Source organism: Oceanobacter mangrovi (assembly GCF_019740315.1).
Classification (GTDB): domain Bacteria; phylum Pseudomonadota; class Gammaproteobacteria; order Pseudomonadales; family Oceanobacteraceae; genus Oceanobacter; species Oceanobacter mangrovi.
The window spans coordinates 123,059-141,965 of sequence record NZ_JAHXZR010000013.1 but is presented as its reverse complement, the minus strand read 5'-3'; the positions used below and the strand labels follow the sequence as shown (position 1 = coordinate 141,965).

At 55.3% G+C, this 18,907-nt stretch carries 16 protein-coding genes; 8 read left to right on the top strand and 8 right to left on the bottom strand.

Features of this window, described 5'->3' with window-relative positions; translation table 11 throughout:
- Positions 1-17: 17 nt before the first annotated feature.
- Entirely contained in the window at positions 18-3,515 is a 3,498-nt protein-coding gene (locus tag K6123_RS21280; protein ID WP_221801413.1) for a hybrid sensor histidine kinase/response regulator, read from the bottom strand.
- Positions 3,516-3,808: 293 nt separating this feature from the next.
- Here K6123_RS21280 and K6123_RS21275 point away from each other — a divergent pair, with 293 nt between their 5' ends.
- The 3 genes from K6123_RS21275 (at position 3,809) to K6123_RS21265 (ending at position 6,898) form a co-directional block, all read left to right on the top strand.
- A complete protein-coding gene (locus K6123_RS21275; protein WP_221801411.1) occupies positions 3,809-4,858 on the top strand; it encodes a TRAP transporter substrate-binding protein in 1,050 nt (349 codons plus the stop codon).
- A gap of 86 nt (positions 4,859-4,944) precedes the next feature.
- On the top strand, positions 4,945-5,508 hold the full coding sequence (locus K6123_RS21270) for a TRAP transporter small permease subunit (protein WP_221801408.1): 564 nt from the start codon (positions 4,945-4,947) through the stop codon (positions 5,506-5,508).
- 1 nt (position 5,509) lies between these two features.
- Complete coding sequence (locus K6123_RS21265; protein WP_221801406.1) at positions 5,510-6,898, top strand: TRAP transporter large permease; 1,389 nt, start codon at positions 5,510-5,512, stop codon at positions 6,896-6,898.
- A 95-nt stretch (positions 6,899-6,993) separates the two neighbouring features.
- On the opposite strand, the gene K6123_RS21260 is transcribed toward K6123_RS21265, so the two are convergent.
- From K6123_RS21260 to K6123_RS21245, 4 genes are all read right to left on the bottom strand, one after another.
- Positions 6,994-8,292 carry a sensor histidine kinase gene (locus K6123_RS21260; protein ID WP_221801405.1) on the bottom strand — a complete coding sequence of 433 codons (1,299 nt, stop codon included), beginning with the start codon at positions 8,290-8,292 and terminating at the stop codon, positions 6,994-6,996.
- Positions 8,289-8,951: a response regulator gene (locus K6123_RS21255; protein ID WP_221801404.1), complete on the bottom strand. Its 663-nt coding sequence runs from the start codon at positions 8,949-8,951 to the stop codon at positions 8,289-8,291. The genes K6123_RS21260 and K6123_RS21255 overlap by 4 nt, the downstream gene beginning before the upstream one ends.
- A 4-nt stretch (positions 8,952-8,955) precedes the next feature.
- The gene (locus K6123_RS21250) at positions 8,956-9,762 is read right to left on the bottom strand and encodes a COG4705 family protein (protein WP_221801403.1); all 807 of its coding nucleotides are present in this window, start codon (positions 9,760-9,762) and stop codon (positions 8,956-8,958) included.
- A gap of 115 nt (positions 9,763-9,877) precedes the next feature.
- The gene (locus tag K6123_RS21245; protein ID WP_221801402.1) at positions 9,878-10,186 is read right to left on the bottom strand and encodes an antibiotic biosynthesis monooxygenase family protein; all 309 of its coding nucleotides are present in this window, start codon (positions 10,184-10,186) and stop codon (positions 9,878-9,880) included.
- A gap of 145 nt (positions 10,187-10,331) precedes the next feature.
- Between K6123_RS21245 and ung the strand changes: the two genes are divergently transcribed.
- The 3 genes from ung (at position 10,332) to K6123_RS21230 (ending at position 12,448) form a co-directional block, all read left to right on the top strand.
- On the top strand, positions 10,332-11,009 hold the full coding sequence (gene ung / locus K6123_RS21240; protein ID WP_221801401.1) for a uracil-DNA glycosylase: 678 nt from the start codon (positions 10,332-10,334) through the stop codon (positions 11,007-11,009).
- A 282-nt stretch (positions 11,010-11,291) separates the two neighbouring features.
- The gene (locus K6123_RS21235; protein WP_221801400.1) at positions 11,292-11,672 is read left to right on the top strand and encodes a c-type cytochrome; all 381 of its coding nucleotides are present in this window, start codon (positions 11,292-11,294) and stop codon (positions 11,670-11,672) included.
- Between the two features lie 254 nt (positions 11,673-11,926).
- Positions 11,927-12,448 carry a hypothetical protein gene (locus K6123_RS21230; RefSeq protein WP_221801399.1) on the top strand — a complete coding sequence of 174 codons (522 nt, stop codon included), beginning with the start codon at positions 11,927-11,929 and terminating at the stop codon, positions 12,446-12,448.
- An 80-nt stretch (positions 12,449-12,528) separates the two neighbouring features.
- Here the strand turns inward: K6123_RS21230 and gloA are convergent, their stop codons facing one another.
- The 3 genes from gloA to K6123_RS21215 form a co-directional block, all read right to left on the bottom strand.
- Positions 12,529-12,933, bottom strand: a complete 405-nt coding sequence (gene gloA, locus K6123_RS21225; RefSeq protein WP_221801398.1) for a lactoylglutathione lyase — start codon at positions 12,931-12,933, stop codon at positions 12,529-12,531.
- 51 nt (positions 12,934-12,984) lie between these two features.
- A complete protein-coding gene (gene nth, locus K6123_RS21220; RefSeq protein ID WP_221801397.1) occupies positions 12,985-13,620 on the bottom strand; it encodes an endonuclease III in 636 nt (211 codons plus the stop codon).
- A 126-nt stretch (positions 13,621-13,746) separates the two neighbouring features.
- Positions 13,747-13,992: a hypothetical protein gene (locus tag K6123_RS21215; protein WP_221801396.1), complete on the bottom strand. Its 246-nt coding sequence runs from the start codon at positions 13,990-13,992 to the stop codon at positions 13,747-13,749.
- Between the two features lie 331 nt (positions 13,993-14,323).
- On the opposite strand from K6123_RS21215, the gene K6123_RS23435 reads away from it, so the two are divergent.
- Positions 14,324-18,367: a flagellin N-terminal helical domain-containing protein gene (locus tag K6123_RS23435; protein ID WP_221801394.1), complete on the top strand. Its 4,044-nt coding sequence runs from the start codon at positions 14,324-14,326 to the stop codon at positions 18,365-18,367.
- 61 nt (positions 18,368-18,428) lie between these two features.
- Positions 18,429-18,809, top strand: a complete 381-nt coding sequence (locus tag K6123_RS21205) for a flagellar protein FlaG (RefSeq protein WP_246624942.1) — start codon at positions 18,429-18,431, stop codon at positions 18,807-18,809.
- Positions 18,810-18,907: the final 98 nt, after the last annotated feature.

Below are 18,907 nucleotides of genomic sequence, written 5' to 3'. Positions count from 1 at the left end.
AAGGCTCATAGCGGCTGTCAGTGACAGCAGGCCCGTAACCAGGCCCGCAGGGCCATCGGTTTGACCGGCTTGTGCATCAGCTGATAGCCATGTTCTTCGACGTTTTGCTTTAATTCTTCGGTGTAGTCAGCGGTAATCATCAGACCAGGGATTTTTTGTGGCCATTGCTGCTCAGCCTGTGCCAGCGCATCGAGCCCGGTGGCTCCGGCATTGAGATGGTAGTCGACAATCAGCGCATCCGGCGTACGGCCGTCCAGCAGTGGCAAGGCATTCACCAGTGAATCGGCTCCAACCACCTGATAACCCCATTCCTGCAGCAGGATCGACATACCACTGACGATCAGCGGATCGTTATCGATACACACCAGCAAACCGGACTGGGTTGCGACCTGACCGGTCTGGGTTTCTTGCTGTTGCTGTAAAGGCGCTGTTGCCATTGGCACCAACACTGAAAAGCGGGTGCCACGCTGCACGGTTGAACTTAGCTCTAACGGATGATCGAGCAAACGTCCGAGCCGTTTAACGATTGCCAGGCCGAGCCCGAGGGCAACCTTGGGCGTCTGGCTGTCATGCTCTGACAACGGCTGTTGGCTCGGGTCCAGCCGATGGAATTCTTCAAACACCAGTTCCTGCTGATCGGCCGGAATCCCGCAGCCGGTATCCAGCACATCAATACGAAGCTGCTGACCCAAACGACGAACGCCAATCAGCACCCGGCCGTGGCGGGTGTAGCGCAAGGCATTGCTGAGCAGGTTCTGCAGAATACGGCGCAACAATACCGGGTCAGAATGGACGCCACAGCTGCTCGGTACATAGTGGAGTAGCAATTTTTTCTGGGCTGCGATTGGCTGGAATTCCGTCGCCAGTGAGCTGAGTACCTCTGTGACCGGAAAATCCCGGAGCTTCGGCTTGATCAGTTCGGCATCCAGTTTGGAAATTTCCAGCAGCTCATTCAGTAAGGATTCGGCGGAATGCAACGAGTGGTCGAGCAACTGGGCAGTGTCGGTCAGTTCTGTGGTCAGGTCGGGGTGATGCAGGCTGACCCGTTGCAGCTTGTTGAGCAGAGCGGCCGAAAACAGCGACGCCGAATTGAGAGGTTGCACCAGATCGTGACCAGCCGCCGCGAGGAAGCGGGTCTTGTTACGGCTGGCAATCTCAAGATCTTCGTTCAGCTCGGTCAACTCACGGGTTCGTTCACTGACGCGCTGCTCCAGTTCTTCATTGGCCTGCCGTAGCTGGTCTTCCGCTTGCTTGTGTTGGGTGATATCGGAAAACACCGTGATGTAGAGGTCGCTGCCAATCGGACGGCCGTTCAGTTCTATAAAACGACCATCCGGAGTCTTGCGTACATAGCGCAATGGCTCTCGGGCCTTCAGTTCCAGAATACGCTGGTTGATCTGCTCTTCGGTGGCGGCGGTGAGCGGCTGGCCGAACAACAAGATGTGGCGCAGCAGTGATTCGGCGGGTTGGCCGACGTAGAGCTCACCGTTCTGGAAGCCGTAGATTTCCGCAAAACGCTGGTTCCAGGCGACCAGATTCAGCTCGTCATCGAGTACGTTAATGCCCTGATTGAGGCTGTGCAGAATTGAATTCAGCAAGTCGCGGTTGAACGACACCACATCGGATACTTCATCCACCATATGGCGAAGGTTGTCGTAATGGTCGGAACGGCCACTGCTGAGGTTGCGCAACAGCGATTGAGCCCCTTTTCGGCCCACCACCGAACTCAGCAGTCGATCAGCTTCGCGAATCACGGCGTCGGATGCGACTCCTTGTTGCACCAGCCGGCCCGTCAGCGGGTTACTGAAACCTTCAAAAAAAGTCGCCATCTTGGCCGGTGATAAAAACCGCCCCAGCAGGGATTTGAGATCCTGGGTACGAATCGAACCGGATTTGGCGTTGATCAGAGGTAATTGCGGGCTGGTCAACACAAAACGATTGGCCTGTTCGATATCCGTGTAGCTGTTGTGGTGGTAGAGCGAACCGATCACCAGCAGCAGGCTATTGATAAACAGGCTCCAGAAGGTACCGTGCACAATCGGGTCGAGACCATTGAGACCCAGCAAACCATAAGGGCTAAGAAATTCCAGCCCAAAGGCACCGTCCATCAGCGCCAGCGGCAACAGGTCCATATCCACCAGAACCGGCACAAACAGGGTGTAAAACCACACCAGAAAACCGGCCAGGATACCCAGATAGGCGCCCAGCCGGTTGGCGCCTTGCCAGATCATGCCCAGCAGCATGGCTGGGGCGAACTGGGCAATGGCCACCAGTGCCAGCAGGCCGATCTCAGACAGGCTGTGGTAATGCGACAGCAGCCGGTAATAGCAGAACGACAGCATCAGCACGGCAATGATGGCGATCCGGCGGGTCAGCAATACCTGCCGCTTGAGCTGCTGGTCGTCGCCTTGCCAGCCGCTTTTCAGCAGCAGCGGAATCACCAGCTCGTTACAGATCATGGTGGCCAGGGTGATGGAGGAAATAATCACCATCGACGTACCGGCAGACAGGCCGCCGATGTAGGCCAGCAGGGCCAGACCGGTCTCGCCATGGGCCAGAGGTAATTCCAGCGTGATGTAGGTGAAGGAACTGAGCAAGTCTTCGTCAAGCATGGCCGCCAGCCCAATCGGCAGCAAAAACAGGTTCATGCCAAACAGGTACAGCGGGTATAGCCAGCGCGCGGTTTTGAGGTCGCGTTCGCTGCGATATTCCACCACGGTGGCATGGAAATGGCGCGGCAGCGCCATGATCGCAATTGCCCCCAACAGCATGTGGGTGAGGTAGGCGCTGGGATTGGAATATTCCGTCAGGGTCTGGGCGATATCGCCTTCGGCCATGGCCTGATCAAACAGATCGATGAAGCCATCAAACAGGCCGTACACCACAAAAATCCCCACCGCCATCAGCGCCACCAGTTTGATCAGCGATTCAAATGCAATCGCCAGCATCAGCCCCTGGTGGCTTTCACTGGAATCCACCGCACGGGTGCCGAACAGGATGCTGAACAGCGCCATAATCGCGGCGATGATCAGAGTCGGATCACTGTACCAGTTGAGCTTGCTGAGCGAGGTGCTGGTCACCAGCTGGAAACTGTCGGAAACCGCCTTCAGCTGCAGCGCGATATAGGGCACCACACCAAGTAGACACAGCAGCGCGACCAGCGCGCCAATACCGCGGCTGTGGCCATAACGAGCGGAGATAAAGTCAGAAATGGTGGTGCTGTTTTCCTGCCGGGCGACCCGGATCATGCGATCCATAATTTTCCAGCCCACTGTCATCAGCACAATTGCGCCCGCGTAGGTCGGCGCCATCAGCCAGCCGTGGGTCATGGCCTGCTGGACCGTGCCGTAGAAGGCCCAGGTGGTGCAGAAAATTGCCAGCGTCAGGCTGTAAACATAGGGCTGCCAGCTTTGCCGAATCGATTGGCCACCGAGCATGGCAATCACAAACAGCGATGCCACGTAGACCAGCGACAGGCCGCCGACAAACCATAGCTGGCTGATCAGTTCACTCAATGGATGACTCCCTGGCAACGGCCATCAGCAGGCGCCTCTGTGATGGTCTCTGTTATGGTCCCGCTTCTGAACAGGACGTTATTGTTATATCCGTTTTCTAACGCCCGCCCGAATTTGGCTCAACCTACTTTGGTAGGGATTTGTCCCGAATTGGCGGTTGGCTGGCCAGTTCCCCTACTAAAGAACGGTAGGTTCGCTAGCGGCCGATTCCTATAGTTTTTTGGCGATTGGACAGCCATTGAAGGCTGTCGACTATCAACCGACAAGACAACAAGAATAAACAGGAAACGGCTATGAAAACGAACCTGAAGACACTGGTTGCTGTATCTGCCCTGAGCATGTGTGCGGTAGCGGCCCAGGCCAAACCGGTATTGCTGAAAACCCCGATTGCCTTTGGCTCCAACCTGCCTGCACTGGGTACCCCGATTGCCTGGGTAGCCGATCAACTGCCGCTGGTATCTGGCGGCGAAGTCAAAATGAAACTCTATGAACCGGGCAAACTGGTCGCGCCGCTGCAAATTCTCGATGCGGTATCCAGCGGCAAGGTGAACTCGGGTTATTCGATTGCCGGTTACTGGGCTGGCAAGATGCCTGCTTCAGCCATTTTCTCGACCATTCCATTCGGCCCGGAAGCACCGGAATTCGCGGCCTGGATGTATTACGGTAACGGCCTCAAGTTGTACCAGAAAATGTACGACGATGCTGGTTACAACATCCATGTTGAGCCATGCGCCCTGATCAGCCCGGAAACCTCCGGCTGGTTCAAGAAGCCGGTGAATTCGCTGGATGATCTCAAAGGTCTGAACATGCGCTTCTATGGCCTTGGCGGTGAAGTGCTGGCCAAGCTGGGCGTATCAACTTCGCTGATTCCGGGCGGTGAGATCTTTGGTGCGCTCGAAAAAGGTGCCATTGATGCGACGGAATTTTCCCAGCCCGCGATTGATCAGAAACTCGGTTTCTACAAGGTCGCCAAGTACAACTACTTCCCGGGCTGGCACCAGCAAGCCACCTTCTTTGAATTGCTGATCAACGGTGACACCTGGAAGTCGATGAGTGACCAGCAGCGTGCGGTTGTATCTACCACCTGTAAGGCGTCGGTGACCAACTCGGTTGCTGAATCTGAATACATCCAGTTCGAAGCGATCCGTGCCAACGAGGAAGAGCGTGGTGTGATTGTCAAGAAGTGGCCAAAAGAAATGCTTGATGCGTTCCACAAAGCCTGGATGGAGGTTGCTGAAGAGCAGAAGAAAGATCCGACTTTCGCAGCCGTTTATGATGACCTGCAAACCTTCCGTGAAAACTACAAGTTGTGGTCGAACCGTGCCTTCCTGCCGCGTGACTGAGCAGCGCGGTTAACCGGCCATTTCACGCGCTGTCAGCTGGTGTTGGCTGACAGCGCCTTTTTTGTTTTTGCTGAAACGGGTGTTGTATGAGTGCTCAACCGCAAGCTCTGGCTGCAGTTCCGCTGGCCGACAGGCTGGATCGTGCGCTGATCAAACTGGGCGAATGGGTCGCCTGGATTTTCTTTTTGCTGATGCTGGTGATTCTGACCCAGGTGATTTTACGGCGTGGTTTCAGTGCTGGTCTGGTGGCTCTGGAAGAGCTGCAATGGCATCTGTATGCCATCGGTGTGTTTATCGGCGCTGTGTATGCCCAGGCCAATAACAGCCACGTGCGGGTGGATATTTTTCACGCCGGTTTTGGCCCCAAAGCCAAGAGCATTATCGAGATTCTTGGCTTGTTGTTTTTGCTGATGCCATTCCTGCTGCTGCTGTTCTGGCACAGCCTGGATTTTGTTTATGAGTCCTGGCGTATTGATGAACGCTCGCTGGCGCCAGCCGGCTTGCCGCTGCGCTGGCTGATCAAGTCGTTGATTCCGGCCACCATGGTATTGCTGATGCTGGCGGCGCTGAATCGTTTGTTACGGGATGCGATTGTTCTGAAGCGCCTGTTCAGTGGAACTTCCAGTAACACCACTGAGGGAGGCCGCTGAGATGGAAATCAATGAAATCCTCATCGTTGCGATGTTTTTCAGTTTTATTCTGCTGCTGTTCACCGGCTTCCCGGTGGCCTGGGTATTGGCGGGTGTCGGCACTCTGTTTGCGTTGATCGCTTACCTGTCAGATATGTATCTCGACACTGTGATTGGTATCGACTTCCTGTCGGTCGGGCTGGTGGTCGACCGGGTCTACAAGATCATGGATAACTGGATTCTGGTGGCGCTGCCGATGTTTATTTTCATGGGCAACCTGCTGGATAAATCCGGAGTAGCGGAAAAGCTGATGGTGTCGTTTCAGGCACTGTTTGGCCGCGTGCGGGGTGGGCTGGCGATTACCGTGGTGCTGATCGGCATTATTCTGGCGGCTTCTACCGGTATTGTGGGGGCTTCCGTGGTGCTGCTGGGGGTAATGTCATTACCCGCCATGCTGGGGCAGGGCTACAGCAAAACCGTGACGGTCGGGACGGTTGCCAGTGCCGGTACGCTGGGCATTCTGATTCCGCCCAGCATTATGCTGGTGATCATGGCCGACCAGCTGGCGTTGTCGGTTGGCGACCTGTTTATGGGCGCTGTGATGCCAGGCTTGCTGCTGGGCGTGTTGTACATTGTCTACATCCTGGGCTGGGGTCTGATCAAACCGGATTCGATGCCGCTGTCGGAAGACATCAAACCGGTCACCAAACAGGTCTGGATCGACGTTTTCAAGGCCGTTGCCCCCACGCTGGCGATGATTCTGGCCGTTCTGGGTTCGATCTTTGCCGGTATCGCCACACCAACCGAAGCCTCGGCTGTGGGTGCCGCCGCCGCCATGGGGCTGGCGTTGCAGAACGGTCGTCTGAGCATCAAGGTTATCCGCGAGTGTCTTAACGATACCCTCAACGTCAGTGGCTACATCTTTGCCATCTTTATTGGCGCCACCATGTTTGCGCTGGTACTGCGGGAACTGGGCGGTGATGAATACATTGAATCGATGCTGACGTCGCTGCCGTTTGGCCCCTACGGCATTATTCTGTTTATTCTTGCGGTGGTGTTCCTGCTCGGCTTTATCCTCGACTGGATCGAAATCACCCTGATCATTCTGCCGCTGGTGGCCCCGGTGGTGAGTGCGCTGGAAATTTCCATCAATGGTTATGGTGTGATCGATAACCCGACGCTGGTGTGGTTTGTGATGCTGGTGGCGCTGACCCTGCAGACGTCGTTCCTGACGCCGCCGGTGGGCTTCTCACTGTTCTATCTGAAGGGGGTTTGCCCGCCGGATGTGAAGCTTTCGACCATCTACAAGGGTGTGGTGCCGTTTATCCTGCTGCAGCTGACAGCGCTGGCCTTGCTGATCCTGTTCCCGGCACTGGTGAACTGGTTCCCGGCTTATGTGTACGGGAACTAGTTTCCCCTAATCGACAAACTCAAACGGCCACGATGGTGTTTATCGGCGTGGCTGTTTTGTTGTCAGGCGTCGGCTTGGCAGCGCCTGTCTGCTGCTCAATCGAGACTGCTCGCCAGCGGCTGACAGTACTGCAAGGTCAGACCACCGGTTGGGCGATTGCTCAACGTCAGACTGCCACCGAGTCGTTTGGCAATTTCGTTACTGATTGCCAGCCCCAAACCATTGCCCGGCTCGCTATTAACGCCAACCCGGTAAAACGGTTCCAGTACGGCCTGCAGCTCATCGGTTGGGATACCCGGGCCATTGTCTGCTACCAGAATCACTGCCATGCCATCACGGCTGAACAGACTGATATCGATCTGGCTACCAACCGGGCTGTAGCGAATGGCGTTATCAATGGCGTTGTGGATCAAAATCCGCAGGACACCGGCAATGTCTTTTGCCTGCAGTGGTTCATTGACCAGCATGCCGAGGTCGATCGTTTTCTGCTCCGCCAGCGGATACAGCTCGGCGATCACATCCTGCACGATCAGCTGCAGGTCGGCTTTGATGGCTTGCGAACCTTGCCCTTGAAGCCGGGCCAGATCCAGCAATTGGCTGACCAGTAGCTGGATGCGTTTAAGCCCGGTTTGCAGTGGTGGCAGCCGTGACTGCAGCTGCTCCGGTGTGGTTACCTGACTGAGGTTATCTGCCAGCAGCGAGAGCCCGGCGACCGGGGTTCGTAATTCGTGAGCGGCATCCGCAACAAAACGGCGTTGCTGGTCGATGGATTGCTGCAGACGTTGCAGCAGCCGATTAATCGAGGCAATAAAGGGTGCGATTTCCGTGGCTAATGGCTGTTTGGACAAGGCAGCCAGGCAGTCATCACCTTGTTGATCAAGCTGGCGTGCCAACTTCTGTAGTGGTGCAAAACTGCGACGAATTACCAGCCGGACAATCAGTAATAACACTGGCACCAGCAATAACATGGGTATCAGGGTATTAAGACTGTTGCTCCAGGCAACCTCATCACGGGCTTCCGTTTGCTGGCTGACGGCATAGCGTTGCTGGCTGTGGGCTGGCTGATAAACGAACACCCGCCATTCCAGTTCATCGATCCGCAAGGTATGAAAGCCTTCCGCCAGAGCGTTTGGCAGGGCCAGCGGGTTGGCGGGATTATTGTCCAGGGGTTGCCAGAGCAGGGCATCTTCGCTGCTGCTGAAGTCCGGGTCTGGATCGGTTTGCTGGTTGACAGGAATACGGATCAGGCTGGCGAATTGTTGCAGCAGATTGTCCTGGATTTCGCGGGCTTCATTAAAGGACAACCAGCCGGAAACCAGGCTGGCCAACAAGGCGAAGACGCAGGTTGCCGCCAATAACCGTCGATTGAGGGTTTGCTGAATGGAGTGGCTCATGATTCACGATCGACCAGCCAGCCGACCCCTCGTACGTTTTTGATGGCATCAGCGCCAAGCTTTTTGCGCAACGAATGGATGATGAATTCGATCGCGTTGCTTTCCACCTCTTCATTCCAGCCGTAGATACGATCCTCAAGGTCACTGCGGGAGAGGATCGCGCCGGGCCGATGCAGCAACGCCTGCAGCAGCGCGAACTCCCGGCCGGTAAGGCTGATCTCGCGGTCGTCGCGGCGAGCGCTGTGAGTCAATAAATTCAGTTCCAGCACGCCATTCCCCAGCAGGGGAGTGGTATTGCCCTGATGGCGCCGGTGCACGGCTCGCATCCGTGCCAGCAGTTCTGTCATGGCGAAGGGTTTGACCAGAAAATCATCGGCTCCGAGATCAAGCCCGCGAATACGTTCATCAAGGCTGTCGCGGGCTGTAATCACAATCACAGGTAACGGATTGCGGTTGGCGCGCAGCTGCTGCAATACCTTCATTCCATCCTGACCGGGCAGCCCGAGGTCCAGCAATAGCAAATCATACGGATGGGTTGCAATTGCGGTAGCGGCGCTATTGCCATCCTGTACCCAGTCGACCGCACAGGCTTCGTCGCGCAGTCGTTGCTGTACCGAGCTGCCAATCAGGTGGTCATCTTCTGCCAGTAAAATACGCATTTTCCTAGTCCAGTTCCGGGATGCTCCGACGGGAACGCTCCAGCCAGGTTTCGCGGCCAACAGCGGCCACCAATACCACCATAAAGAATACCGAAGCGCCAATCGTCCCCAATGCCAGGCCACCGTGGTCGAGCGGTTTGGTCAGCCAGTCACCAAAGGTGGCACCAAACGGACGGGTTAATACAAACGCCAGCCAGAACAGCAATACTCCAGACACACGGCTGAAAAAGTGCAGCAAGGTGATGGCAACCAGCAGGCCGGTAAACAGCAGGGCGCTGGTAGCAAAGCCGAGGCCGAGCTGGTCGGCAACGTAATCACCGGCAGCAGTTCCCAGGGTGTTGGCGATCAGAAAAGCAATCCAGTAGAAAAATTCAGCACTGCCGTTGGTGATCACTTCAACCCGCACTGAGCCCTGACGCCAGTACCACAAACCCAGTACTGCAATCAGCAGAGCCATCAGCAAGGCAGAACCAGCGGCGTACCCCAAACCCAGGGTGCGGTCGATAAAGTCGGAAATGGCCGTGCCGACAATGGCGGTTGCCGTAAACGTCAGCCAGTAGGTGACGGGCTCATATCGCTGAATCATCAGTTTGGCTGTCAGCAGGACCGCAAACAGCGCCAGAAACATCAGAATGGTGGTGCCATAACCCAGCTGAAAGGTCATGGAAAACATATCCGCACCGGTTTCCCCCAGTGTGGTCGAGGCGATTTTGATAACCCAGTACAGCAGGATGATATGCGGTACCCGGTTCACCAGTGAAGTCGCCGGGGCGACTGGTGAGGTACTGATTGCAGCGCTGGTCGATGTCATATCTGGCTCCCTTAGTGAGATGGTTTACACATGGAAAATGGCATTGCAGGCCATTGTCTGAGCCGAAACTTAGGACTGACTTAGCTTGATCAGGGCTGCGGGATTTTCTTCATGGTTACAGCACTTGCTGATACTGGCGCTCAACCGCCACCACATCAACATGGTAACTGGCGTACCAGCGCTGTTTGCCAAGCTGTTGCGCCTGCTGGTGCAGCTCGTCCTGTTGCCACTGCTGAATGGCTTGTTGTGATGGCCACCAGGACACGGCAATTTCCTGATCCCCTTCGGTGACGGCGCTGAAGTCGAGACAGCCATAGCGTTCAAAGGCGCGCTGGCGCATGGCTGCCGCTGTCGTGGCATATTCAGGGTCCGGCTGTTGCAGCATGGCGGGTTTGAGTCTGGCGCGGAAAATAACGGCGTACATGGTTGAAGTTCCGACGATTGGGTGGAGCTGGATTATCACAGCCGAAGCCGACGGATTTCCAGTAGCTGCTGTTTGCCGATAAGAAGGACGGCTGCGTTATACTCGCGGCCGTTTTGTTTTTCTGGATTCCCATACGAGGTTGATCATGTCGAAACCCGGAGAGCTGCATCCATCCTGGCAACAGGTTATTGGTGCTGAGCTGGAACAGCCCTATATGCAGCAGCTGAAGTCGTTCCTGCAGGCGGAGAAAGCCGCTGGCAAGGTGATTTTTCCGCCCGGGCCGCTGATTTTCAATGCCTTCAATCACACCCCGTTTGAACAGGTGCGGGTGGTGATTATTGGCCAGGACCCTTACCACGGCCCGGACCAGGCGATGGGGCTGAGCTTTTCGGTGCCAGCAGGCGTCAAGGTGCCGCCATCGCTGGTGAATATCTTCAAGGAAATTGAAGGCGATCTGGGCATTCGCATGTCTGGTTCCGGCGATCTGACGCCGTGGGCGGATCAGGGCGTATTGCTGCTGAATGCGACGCTGACGGTGGAACAGGCTAAAGCCGGTTCGCACCAGAAAAAGGGCTGGGAAGAATTTACCGATGCAGCAATTCGGGTACTGAACGAACAGCGTAGCGGGCTGGTGTTTGTGTTGTGGGGCAGTTATGCCCAGAAGAAAGGTGCCATGATCGACCGCAGTCGTCACCTGGTGTTGCAGTCGGTGCATCCGTCGCCGCTGTCGGCGCACCGTGGCTTTTTTGGCCAGCGGCAGTTTTCCAGCATCAACAACTACTTGATCCAGCAAGGTCAGACGCCGATTAACTGGGCGCTTTGATCTTACCGTCCCGGCCTGCCGGGACCCGGCGATGAGGTGCTCACAAGGCTCTTGAGCGCTCAGGCAAGCGCCGTTAGCAGACAAAAATTGATCTGCCTCAGCAGTGTTCAGCAAACAGTACCATAGTACATGAAGGTGGGTTTGGAGCCCGGGCTTAGACTGAATTCATAGATCAGGGAAGCCCTTCCAAACACCGTCAAGGCTCATTGAGAGCTGGTTGAAAGGCGTATTGGCGAGGTCTTCGCGATTCGGTTGATTTCCAGTCCTCACAGGAGCTTCACCATGAAAAAACTGATTATGGCCTCCGCCGTTGTGTTGTCCGCCCTGGCGTCACAGTCTGCTCTGGCTGATGCTATGGCCGCCGAAGCAGCTCAGGGCAAGGTGCTGTTTAACCATAATTGTCACGCTTGCCACTCGGAAGATTCCAGCAAGAATACCTTTGGCCCCAGCTTGTCCGGTGTGGTGGGACGCAAGGCGGGTTCAATGCCTCGTTTTGCCTATTCCGACGCCATGAAAGCGGCTGGCTTCAGCTGGACTGAAGACCAGCTGCGCTTGTGGATTACCGACAATGAAAAACTGGTGCCCGGCACTCGCATGCGCCACGTTTCCATTACCGACAAGGCCGAGCAGGACTATCTGATTGCCTACCTCAAGACGCTTTGATTGCTGGTGATCCGGTTTTTGTCTGAAAAATTGACACTCTGTTAGCGAGTCTGGCGGTCGTTTCGAAAGAAGCGGCCGCTTTTTTGTGTCTGCAATCATGGCTCGTTCGGGCCGGGTTCCGCTGGCCTGTTCACGGATTCGTCAGTCTGGTCAGACTGACCGGATTGAGCTGTTTTCTGGAACCTGACACCAAAATGCCAGTCGCATTAACGTCTGCGCGCGACAACCTGAATTCATCACAAATCGAGGTACTCATGTTGTCAATTTTTTCACCGTTAAGCCGTCAGCGGGATACTGCCGAGCCTGCGCTACTGAGGTTTGAATACAAAACCGGTGTGGCGTTGTTGTTCTCCGGCATTTTTCACCTGATCGCGCTGTTGCTGGTGGGACTGGCCTTCCATGATTTTTTTACCGGTCTGGGTGAGCCCGAGCTGGATATTGTTACCCATGTGATCAAGTCGATTAATAATCTGGTGATTGCGCTGGCGATGTATGAGCTGGGTGTCGGGGTTGGCAAGGAATACGCATCGGATGAAAAGGGCGAAAGCATTTTTGTCAGTGTGCGACGGACAATTTCGCGCTTCGTTGGCACTGTGTGTATTGCGCTGGTGCTAGAGGCCCTGATCATGACCATCAAGTACAGTCAGTTGGAACTGGCCGGTAACCTCTATTATCCGGTAGCGATTCTGGTGGCCTGTGCGCTGTTGCTGTGTTCGCTGGGCGTCTTTCTGTCGCTCACTCACAAGCTTTGCCGTGAGTCTGCTGACGAGTCGTGAGTCTTGCTGTGGAACGCAGAGGGCGGTGATGGAAGCAAAACCAGCGCTGAAAGGTTCAGCTTCAGCGCTGGCAGTCTGTTTTACAGTTCGATCGGTGTAACCGGCATTTTTTCGATCAGCTCGATCTTGTAGCCATCCGGGTCTTCAACAAAGGCAATGATGGTTTTTCCACCCATCACCGGGCCAGCTTCACGAGTCACCTTGCCACCGGCGTTACGGATGCGTTCACAGGCGTCGGCAGCATCATCTACTTCCAGGGCGATATGGCCATAGGCGGTGCCAAGATCGTATTCGGTCTGGCCCCAGTTGTAGGTCAGTTCAATCACAGCACCTTCACTTTCTGGCTGGTAACCCACAAAGGCCAGAGTGTACTGGTATTCCTCGTTGTCGTGCTGGCGCAGCACCTCCATTCCCATCACTTTGGTGTAGAAATCAATCGAACGTTGCAAATCGCCAACGCGCAGCATGGTGTGAAGAATTCGCATAGCAGGCCTCATCAAATAGCTTGGTTGTTTTGTTGCTGACCCATACTGGCGTCAGTCAGAGGTTTTTTCCTTGAACTCGCACAGGTCTTCAATCAGACAGGAGCCACATTTGGGTTTGCGCGCCACGCAGGTGTAACGACCGTGCAGGATCAACCAGTGGTGGGCATCCAGTCTGAACTCTTTTGGCACCAGTCGCAGCAATTTCTGTTCGACCTCATCGACGTTTTTGCCGGGGGCGATGCGGGTTCGGTTGGAGACTCTAAAGATATGGGTATCGACTGCAATGGTGGGCTGGCCGAACGCTGTGTTCAGTACCACATTGGCGGTTTTACGGCCAACGCCGGGCAAGGCTTCGAGCTGTTCACGCTTTTGTGGCACTTCACTGTGGTGCTGTTCGATCAGGATTTCACACAGCTTTACGACGTTTTTGGCCTTGGCGTTAAACAGGCCGATGGTCTTGATGTACTGCTTGATACCTTCTTCGCCAAGCGCCAGCAGGGTTTCCGGGGTATTGGCAACCGGGAACAGCTTGCGGGTGGCCTTGTTGACGGAAACGTCGGTCGCCTGGGCTGACAACAGCACCGCGATCAGCAGTTCAAACGGGTTGCTGTATTCAAGTTCGGTTTCCGGGTGGGGATTGGCGTCGCGCAGGCGGCTGAAAATTTCGATTCGTTTGTCTTTGTTCATGGGGCTGGGCTTTTGTCACAAGGTCAGGCACAGGGCAATAAAGTCTGCACGGGTCAGGCGGGCTACTGTGCCACGTTGCGTGGCAGTAGCCCAGCCTTGTGTTTGCCTGCTGTGCCGAACCCGGGTCTAGCGTGGCTGGTCGCGATGGTCACCTTGCTGGTCATGGTGCTGATCATGGCCAGAGCCGCCTGGGCCGGAATTACTACCATGGCTGGAATTGCCGCCAGGGCCTGAGTTGGTACCGCCAGCACCACCGGGTGGATGAATACAGGCAGTCAAGGTAAGGCTGGTCAAGAGCAGCAAGGCGCCCTGTGCCAGGCGGCGCTGAATCCTGGCTTTGGCAGATGAGTGGGTAACGTGTTGGGCTGACATGAGGGTTCTCCATTTTTTGTCAATTCGTCAGATTGGAGCAGCAGTGAGGCGCAATGACTGCCATCTTTGCCAGCGCTTTACGGCTTTTTACCTGGCTTGACAGCGAGGTGGAGAATATTGACGGTTTGTCGGACAGCAAAGGCTTTGGCTGAGTTGGGCTGTCGATATCTGGCTGGTTTGGCCACGGCGAAATAGCGTTCGAAAAATAATCCTGAAAATTTTCTAAAGAACCCCACGGGTGTGCCGTTAACCCTTATGACAATGTCAGGCGGAGCGCTGCCAAACATCACAAAATGTGGTGGTTGCTCCAGATTCTCACAGGAGACTAACCATGCCACAAGTCATTAATACGAACATCGCCTCTCTGAATGCTCAGCGAAATCTGAACACTTCACAGGCGGCGAACCAAACGGCTATGGAGCGTTTGTCATCCGGTCTGCGCATTAACAGTGCTTCTGATGACGCTGCCGGTCTGGCAATTTCTACCCGCTTCACATCCCAGATCAACGGTCTCACCGTTGCAACCCGTAACGCGAACGACGGTATCTCGTTGGCCCAGACCGCTGAAGGTGCGTTGAGCTCTATCAACGAAAACCTGCAGCGTATTCGTGAGCTGTCAGTACAGTCTTCCAACGCCACCAACTCCGACGTTGACCGTGAAGCCCTGCAGGCTGAGGTTGATCAGCTGTTGGCGGAAATCAGCCGTACTGCTGAAGATACCGACTTCAACGGTCGTACCTTGCTGGACGGTTCTTTCTCTGCAACTTTCCAGGTTGGTGCCAACGCTGGTCAGACTGTAGACGTTTCCATTGACGAATTGACCGCCGACCGCCTGGGTGTCAGCAAGTCCAACGGTGTATCTGCACAGGGTACTTCTGCCAGCCTGGAAAACGGTGACCTGGTCATCAACGGCGTGGCGATTTCTCCTTCCAGTGCCTCCGATGACACTTCATCCGTTGTGGGCGGTGACGCCTCTGCAATCGCCAAGGTTGCAGCGATCAACGAAATGTCCAGTGAAACCGGTGTGACCGCCAAGGTAATGACCAACGTTGCCGCTGGTACTGAAATGTCTTCCGACACGCTGGCAGCCACTGCCGGTACCGTGACCCTGAACGGTGTGGATATCAACATCTCTACCGGTGGTATTGATGCATCTGCTGACCGTAACTCGGTGATTGCTTCTATTAACGCCAAGTCTGACCAAACCGGTGTAATCGCCCGTGACGGTGGTGATGGCGGCGGTGTGATTCTGGAAGCTTCTGATGGCCGTAACATCACGGTCGAACTGAACTCTGGCGGCAGCTCAGACAACCTGACTGAAGCAGCCACCGGTCTGACTGCCGGCACCAGCTACGGCGGTTATACCCTGACTTCCAAAGACGGTTCCGACATCGTGATCAGCGGTGGCCAGGGCACTGGCACTGGCGACATCAGCAACTCTGGTCTGACTGCCGGTACCTACAAGGCCAACGTGTCTGCGGTAACCAGTACTGTCACTACCAGTTCAATCGAATCTACCGAAACTGCGTCTACCTTCACCACTGGTGATATGGGTATCACAGCCGGTACTGCGGTTAACGCTACCAATAACTCGTTTGAAATCTCCGTTAACGGCGGCGATTACCAGACTCTGACACTGGACAGTGACTTCGACGCTGGTGCTGCACTGGGTGCTGGTTACTACGACGACGCTGACCAGCTGGCGGCAGCGATTAACGACGCCATCGCCAACGACAGCAACTTCCAGGATGCTTCTGGTAATGCGCTGGTGACTGCGTCTGCCAACGATGACGGCAGCCTGACCTTCACCACTACCGAAGTGGGTGCCGACTCTGCGGTTGCCGTTCGCACTGGTGACGGCAACATGGAAATCGCTACCAATACCGTTACTACCAATGGTACTGAGGGCGGCGACCTGTCTGGTGAAACCCTGGAGATCAACTTCGCTGGTTCCAACAGCATCACGGTTGCTGGTGCCAACAACCAGCTGAACATCAACGACGGTGTAATCGCGGCGGCTGATATCACCATTTCTGCCGGAACCTACACCGGTCAGGAACTGGTTGATGAATTGAACACCCAGTTGACTGCCGGTGGTTTCAGTGCCGAAGCCGTACTGTCTGATGACGGTAGTGCAGTGTCCATTCAGTCTACCTTGCCTGGTGGCTCAGTGACTGTTGGCGCAGGTACTTCTCCGCTGCAGGTTTCTGCACTGCAACAGGACATCACCAAGTTGTCCAACGGTGACTCGGTAATCAGTGACGTAACCGGCTTCCTGGCTGGCTACTCTTCCGGTACTACCGATACTTTCTCTATCAGTGTTGATGGTAATACCGCTGCGGACCTGGATCTGAGCACGGCTACCACTGCGGTGACTGACATCGACTCACTGGTGTCTGCCATCAACGAAGTAGCGGCGGCTTCCCTGACTGGTTCCGGTATCACTGCCTCCAAGGTTGGTGACCAGATCCTGATCTCCTCCAACAGCGGCGGTGACGTTACCATCGGTGATGCTTCTACTGCGGCAGAAACTGTTGGCGGTGCTGCAGCCTCTGTGGTTGGTGGTGGTGTGGCTGTGATCAGCACACTGGAAGGTACTTCCGGTACTGCGACCACTGGTGGTTTCTCTGTGGACTCTGACGGCAACTTCGTGACTGCCGACCCGGATGGCGATGGCACTACCTATGAAGCCCAGTCTTCACCGCTGACCATTGTTGCCGGTGAAAACGATACCTTCAGTGTGTCTATTGATGGTGGCACTGCCCAGGATGTGACTCTGGCAGCTGGTAGCTACAGCAGCCTGAGCGAAGTGGCCGATGCCATTAACGCTGGCCTGGAAGAAGCTGCTGCCGATGTGGTTGTGGCGGACCTGAGCGGCGTTAGCCTGGCTAACTTCGATTTCAGCGATACCGGTTCCAGTGAAGACATTGATGTTAATGTATCGTTGGATGGTGGTGCTGACTTCAACCTGGTGCTCACTGGCGACTACAGTGGTGAAGCGACTCTGGAAGACGCCCAGGCTGCGCTGGTGAGCGATGCCCAGGCTGCGCTGGATACCCAGTACGGTGCTGGCAAGATCACCGCATCCTACTCTGACGGTGCGTTGAAACTGACTGCCGTTCAGTCTGGTGCAACGCTGGAAGTCACTGCCAACAACGCTGCGCCTGGTAACGGCGGTCTGGGTAGCTCGGCTGACGCCAGCAACATTCCGGCAATGTCGGTTGCGGTTTCTGATGACAATCAGAGCCTGGTGTTCACCTCTGCATCTACCGGTACCAGCTCTTCGGTAGAACTGGAAAACGGTACTTTCGCGATCAACGGTGATTTCACTTCTGGCGCAGTAGTGTCCCAGAGTGTGACTCCAAACGTCCTGAAAACCGGTGACCTGGTGATCAACGGCATTGCGATTCAGGGTGCTGCGGCCTCTGATGACACGGCTTCTGATACCACTGCACTGACCAGTGACGCAGCTGGTTCCGGTATTGCGGTAGCCGCCGCAATTAACGAATCTGCGGAAGAAACCGGCGTCACAGCCACTGTTAACGCAACCACCGTTTCCGGTGGTGGTGATAACAGCGCGCTGGCAAAAGCCGACGCTGGCTCAATCGGTTCTATCTACGTCAACAACGTGGAAACCACTGGTTTTGCCCTGACTGGTGACCTGGCTGCTGACCGTCAGACTGCGATTGACGCGATCAACGCCATTTCCGGTCAAACCGGCGTTACCGCCAGCGACAATGGTGAGTCCATCTCACTGACTGCTGCTGACGGCCGTAACATCTCGGTAGCGGTTGATAACCACGCCACCCAGAACGCGGTTTCCGGTTATGACTCTACCAACTTCGGTAACGCGATCGGCCTGAGCGCCAGCGAAGCCGGTATTGGTGAAGCGGATATCTCTGGTACTGAAGCCAGCTATGCCAACACTGCGGGTACTACTTACTCCACAGTGACTTTGACTTCGGCCGGTGAAATCAACATCGAGAACGGTGAAAACGGTTCCGATGAGCTGGAAGCCATGGGTCTGCAGCAAGGTAACTACGGCGGTGGTGAAGACGGTCAATATCTGAAAGATATCGACATCACTACCTTCGAAGGTGCCCAGGCTGCGATTACTGCAGTGGATAACGCCATCGAGCAGGTTGCTTCCCAGCGGGCTGACCTCGGTGCGATCCAGAACCGTCTGGAATCCACTGTCAGCAACCTGGCGATCACCTCTGAAAACCTGAGTTCTGCGAACTCCCGTATCCAGGACGCCGACTTCGCTGCCGAAACTGCAGAGATGTCCCGTACCCAGGTACTGCAGCAAGCAGGTATCTCGGTTCTGGCTCAGGCAAACGCTGCTGGTCAGCAGGTTCTGTCTCTGCTGGGTTAATCCTCGGGGTCTGGTGGCCTGATGGCCACCAGATATCGTATTTAAACCAGTGAGGTGAACCATGAACGAATTCAGCATGGACCGGCCAGACCTGTCATCGCTGGGAGCCTCCAACAAGGTGACCAGTATGTATCAGGCGAATACTGGCAAGACGATCGAAAGCGGCAAGGCATTGCCAGCGGCGGGAACAGAAGGGAACAAGCCAGCCGCAGTGAATGCAGAACAAGTTCAGGAAGCAGTAAGTCGAATCAACGAGTACGTCCAACAATCCGAACGCAGTCTGGAATTCAGACTCGATGAACACTCAGGGAAGACCATCATTCGGGTTTACGATAAAAGCTCAGAGGAGTTGATCCGGCAAATTCCCAGTGAACTGGCAGTGGAACTGGCGCAAAAATTGAATGATGAAGAACCATCGTTATTGTTCAGTGCCCAGGTCTAGTGAGGAAATTCTGATTCGCTAATGCCTGTCTAAAAATTGCACTAAAGTAAAACCCACACTGGTCGATAACACTGGTGTGGGTTTTTTATTGGCCGCCG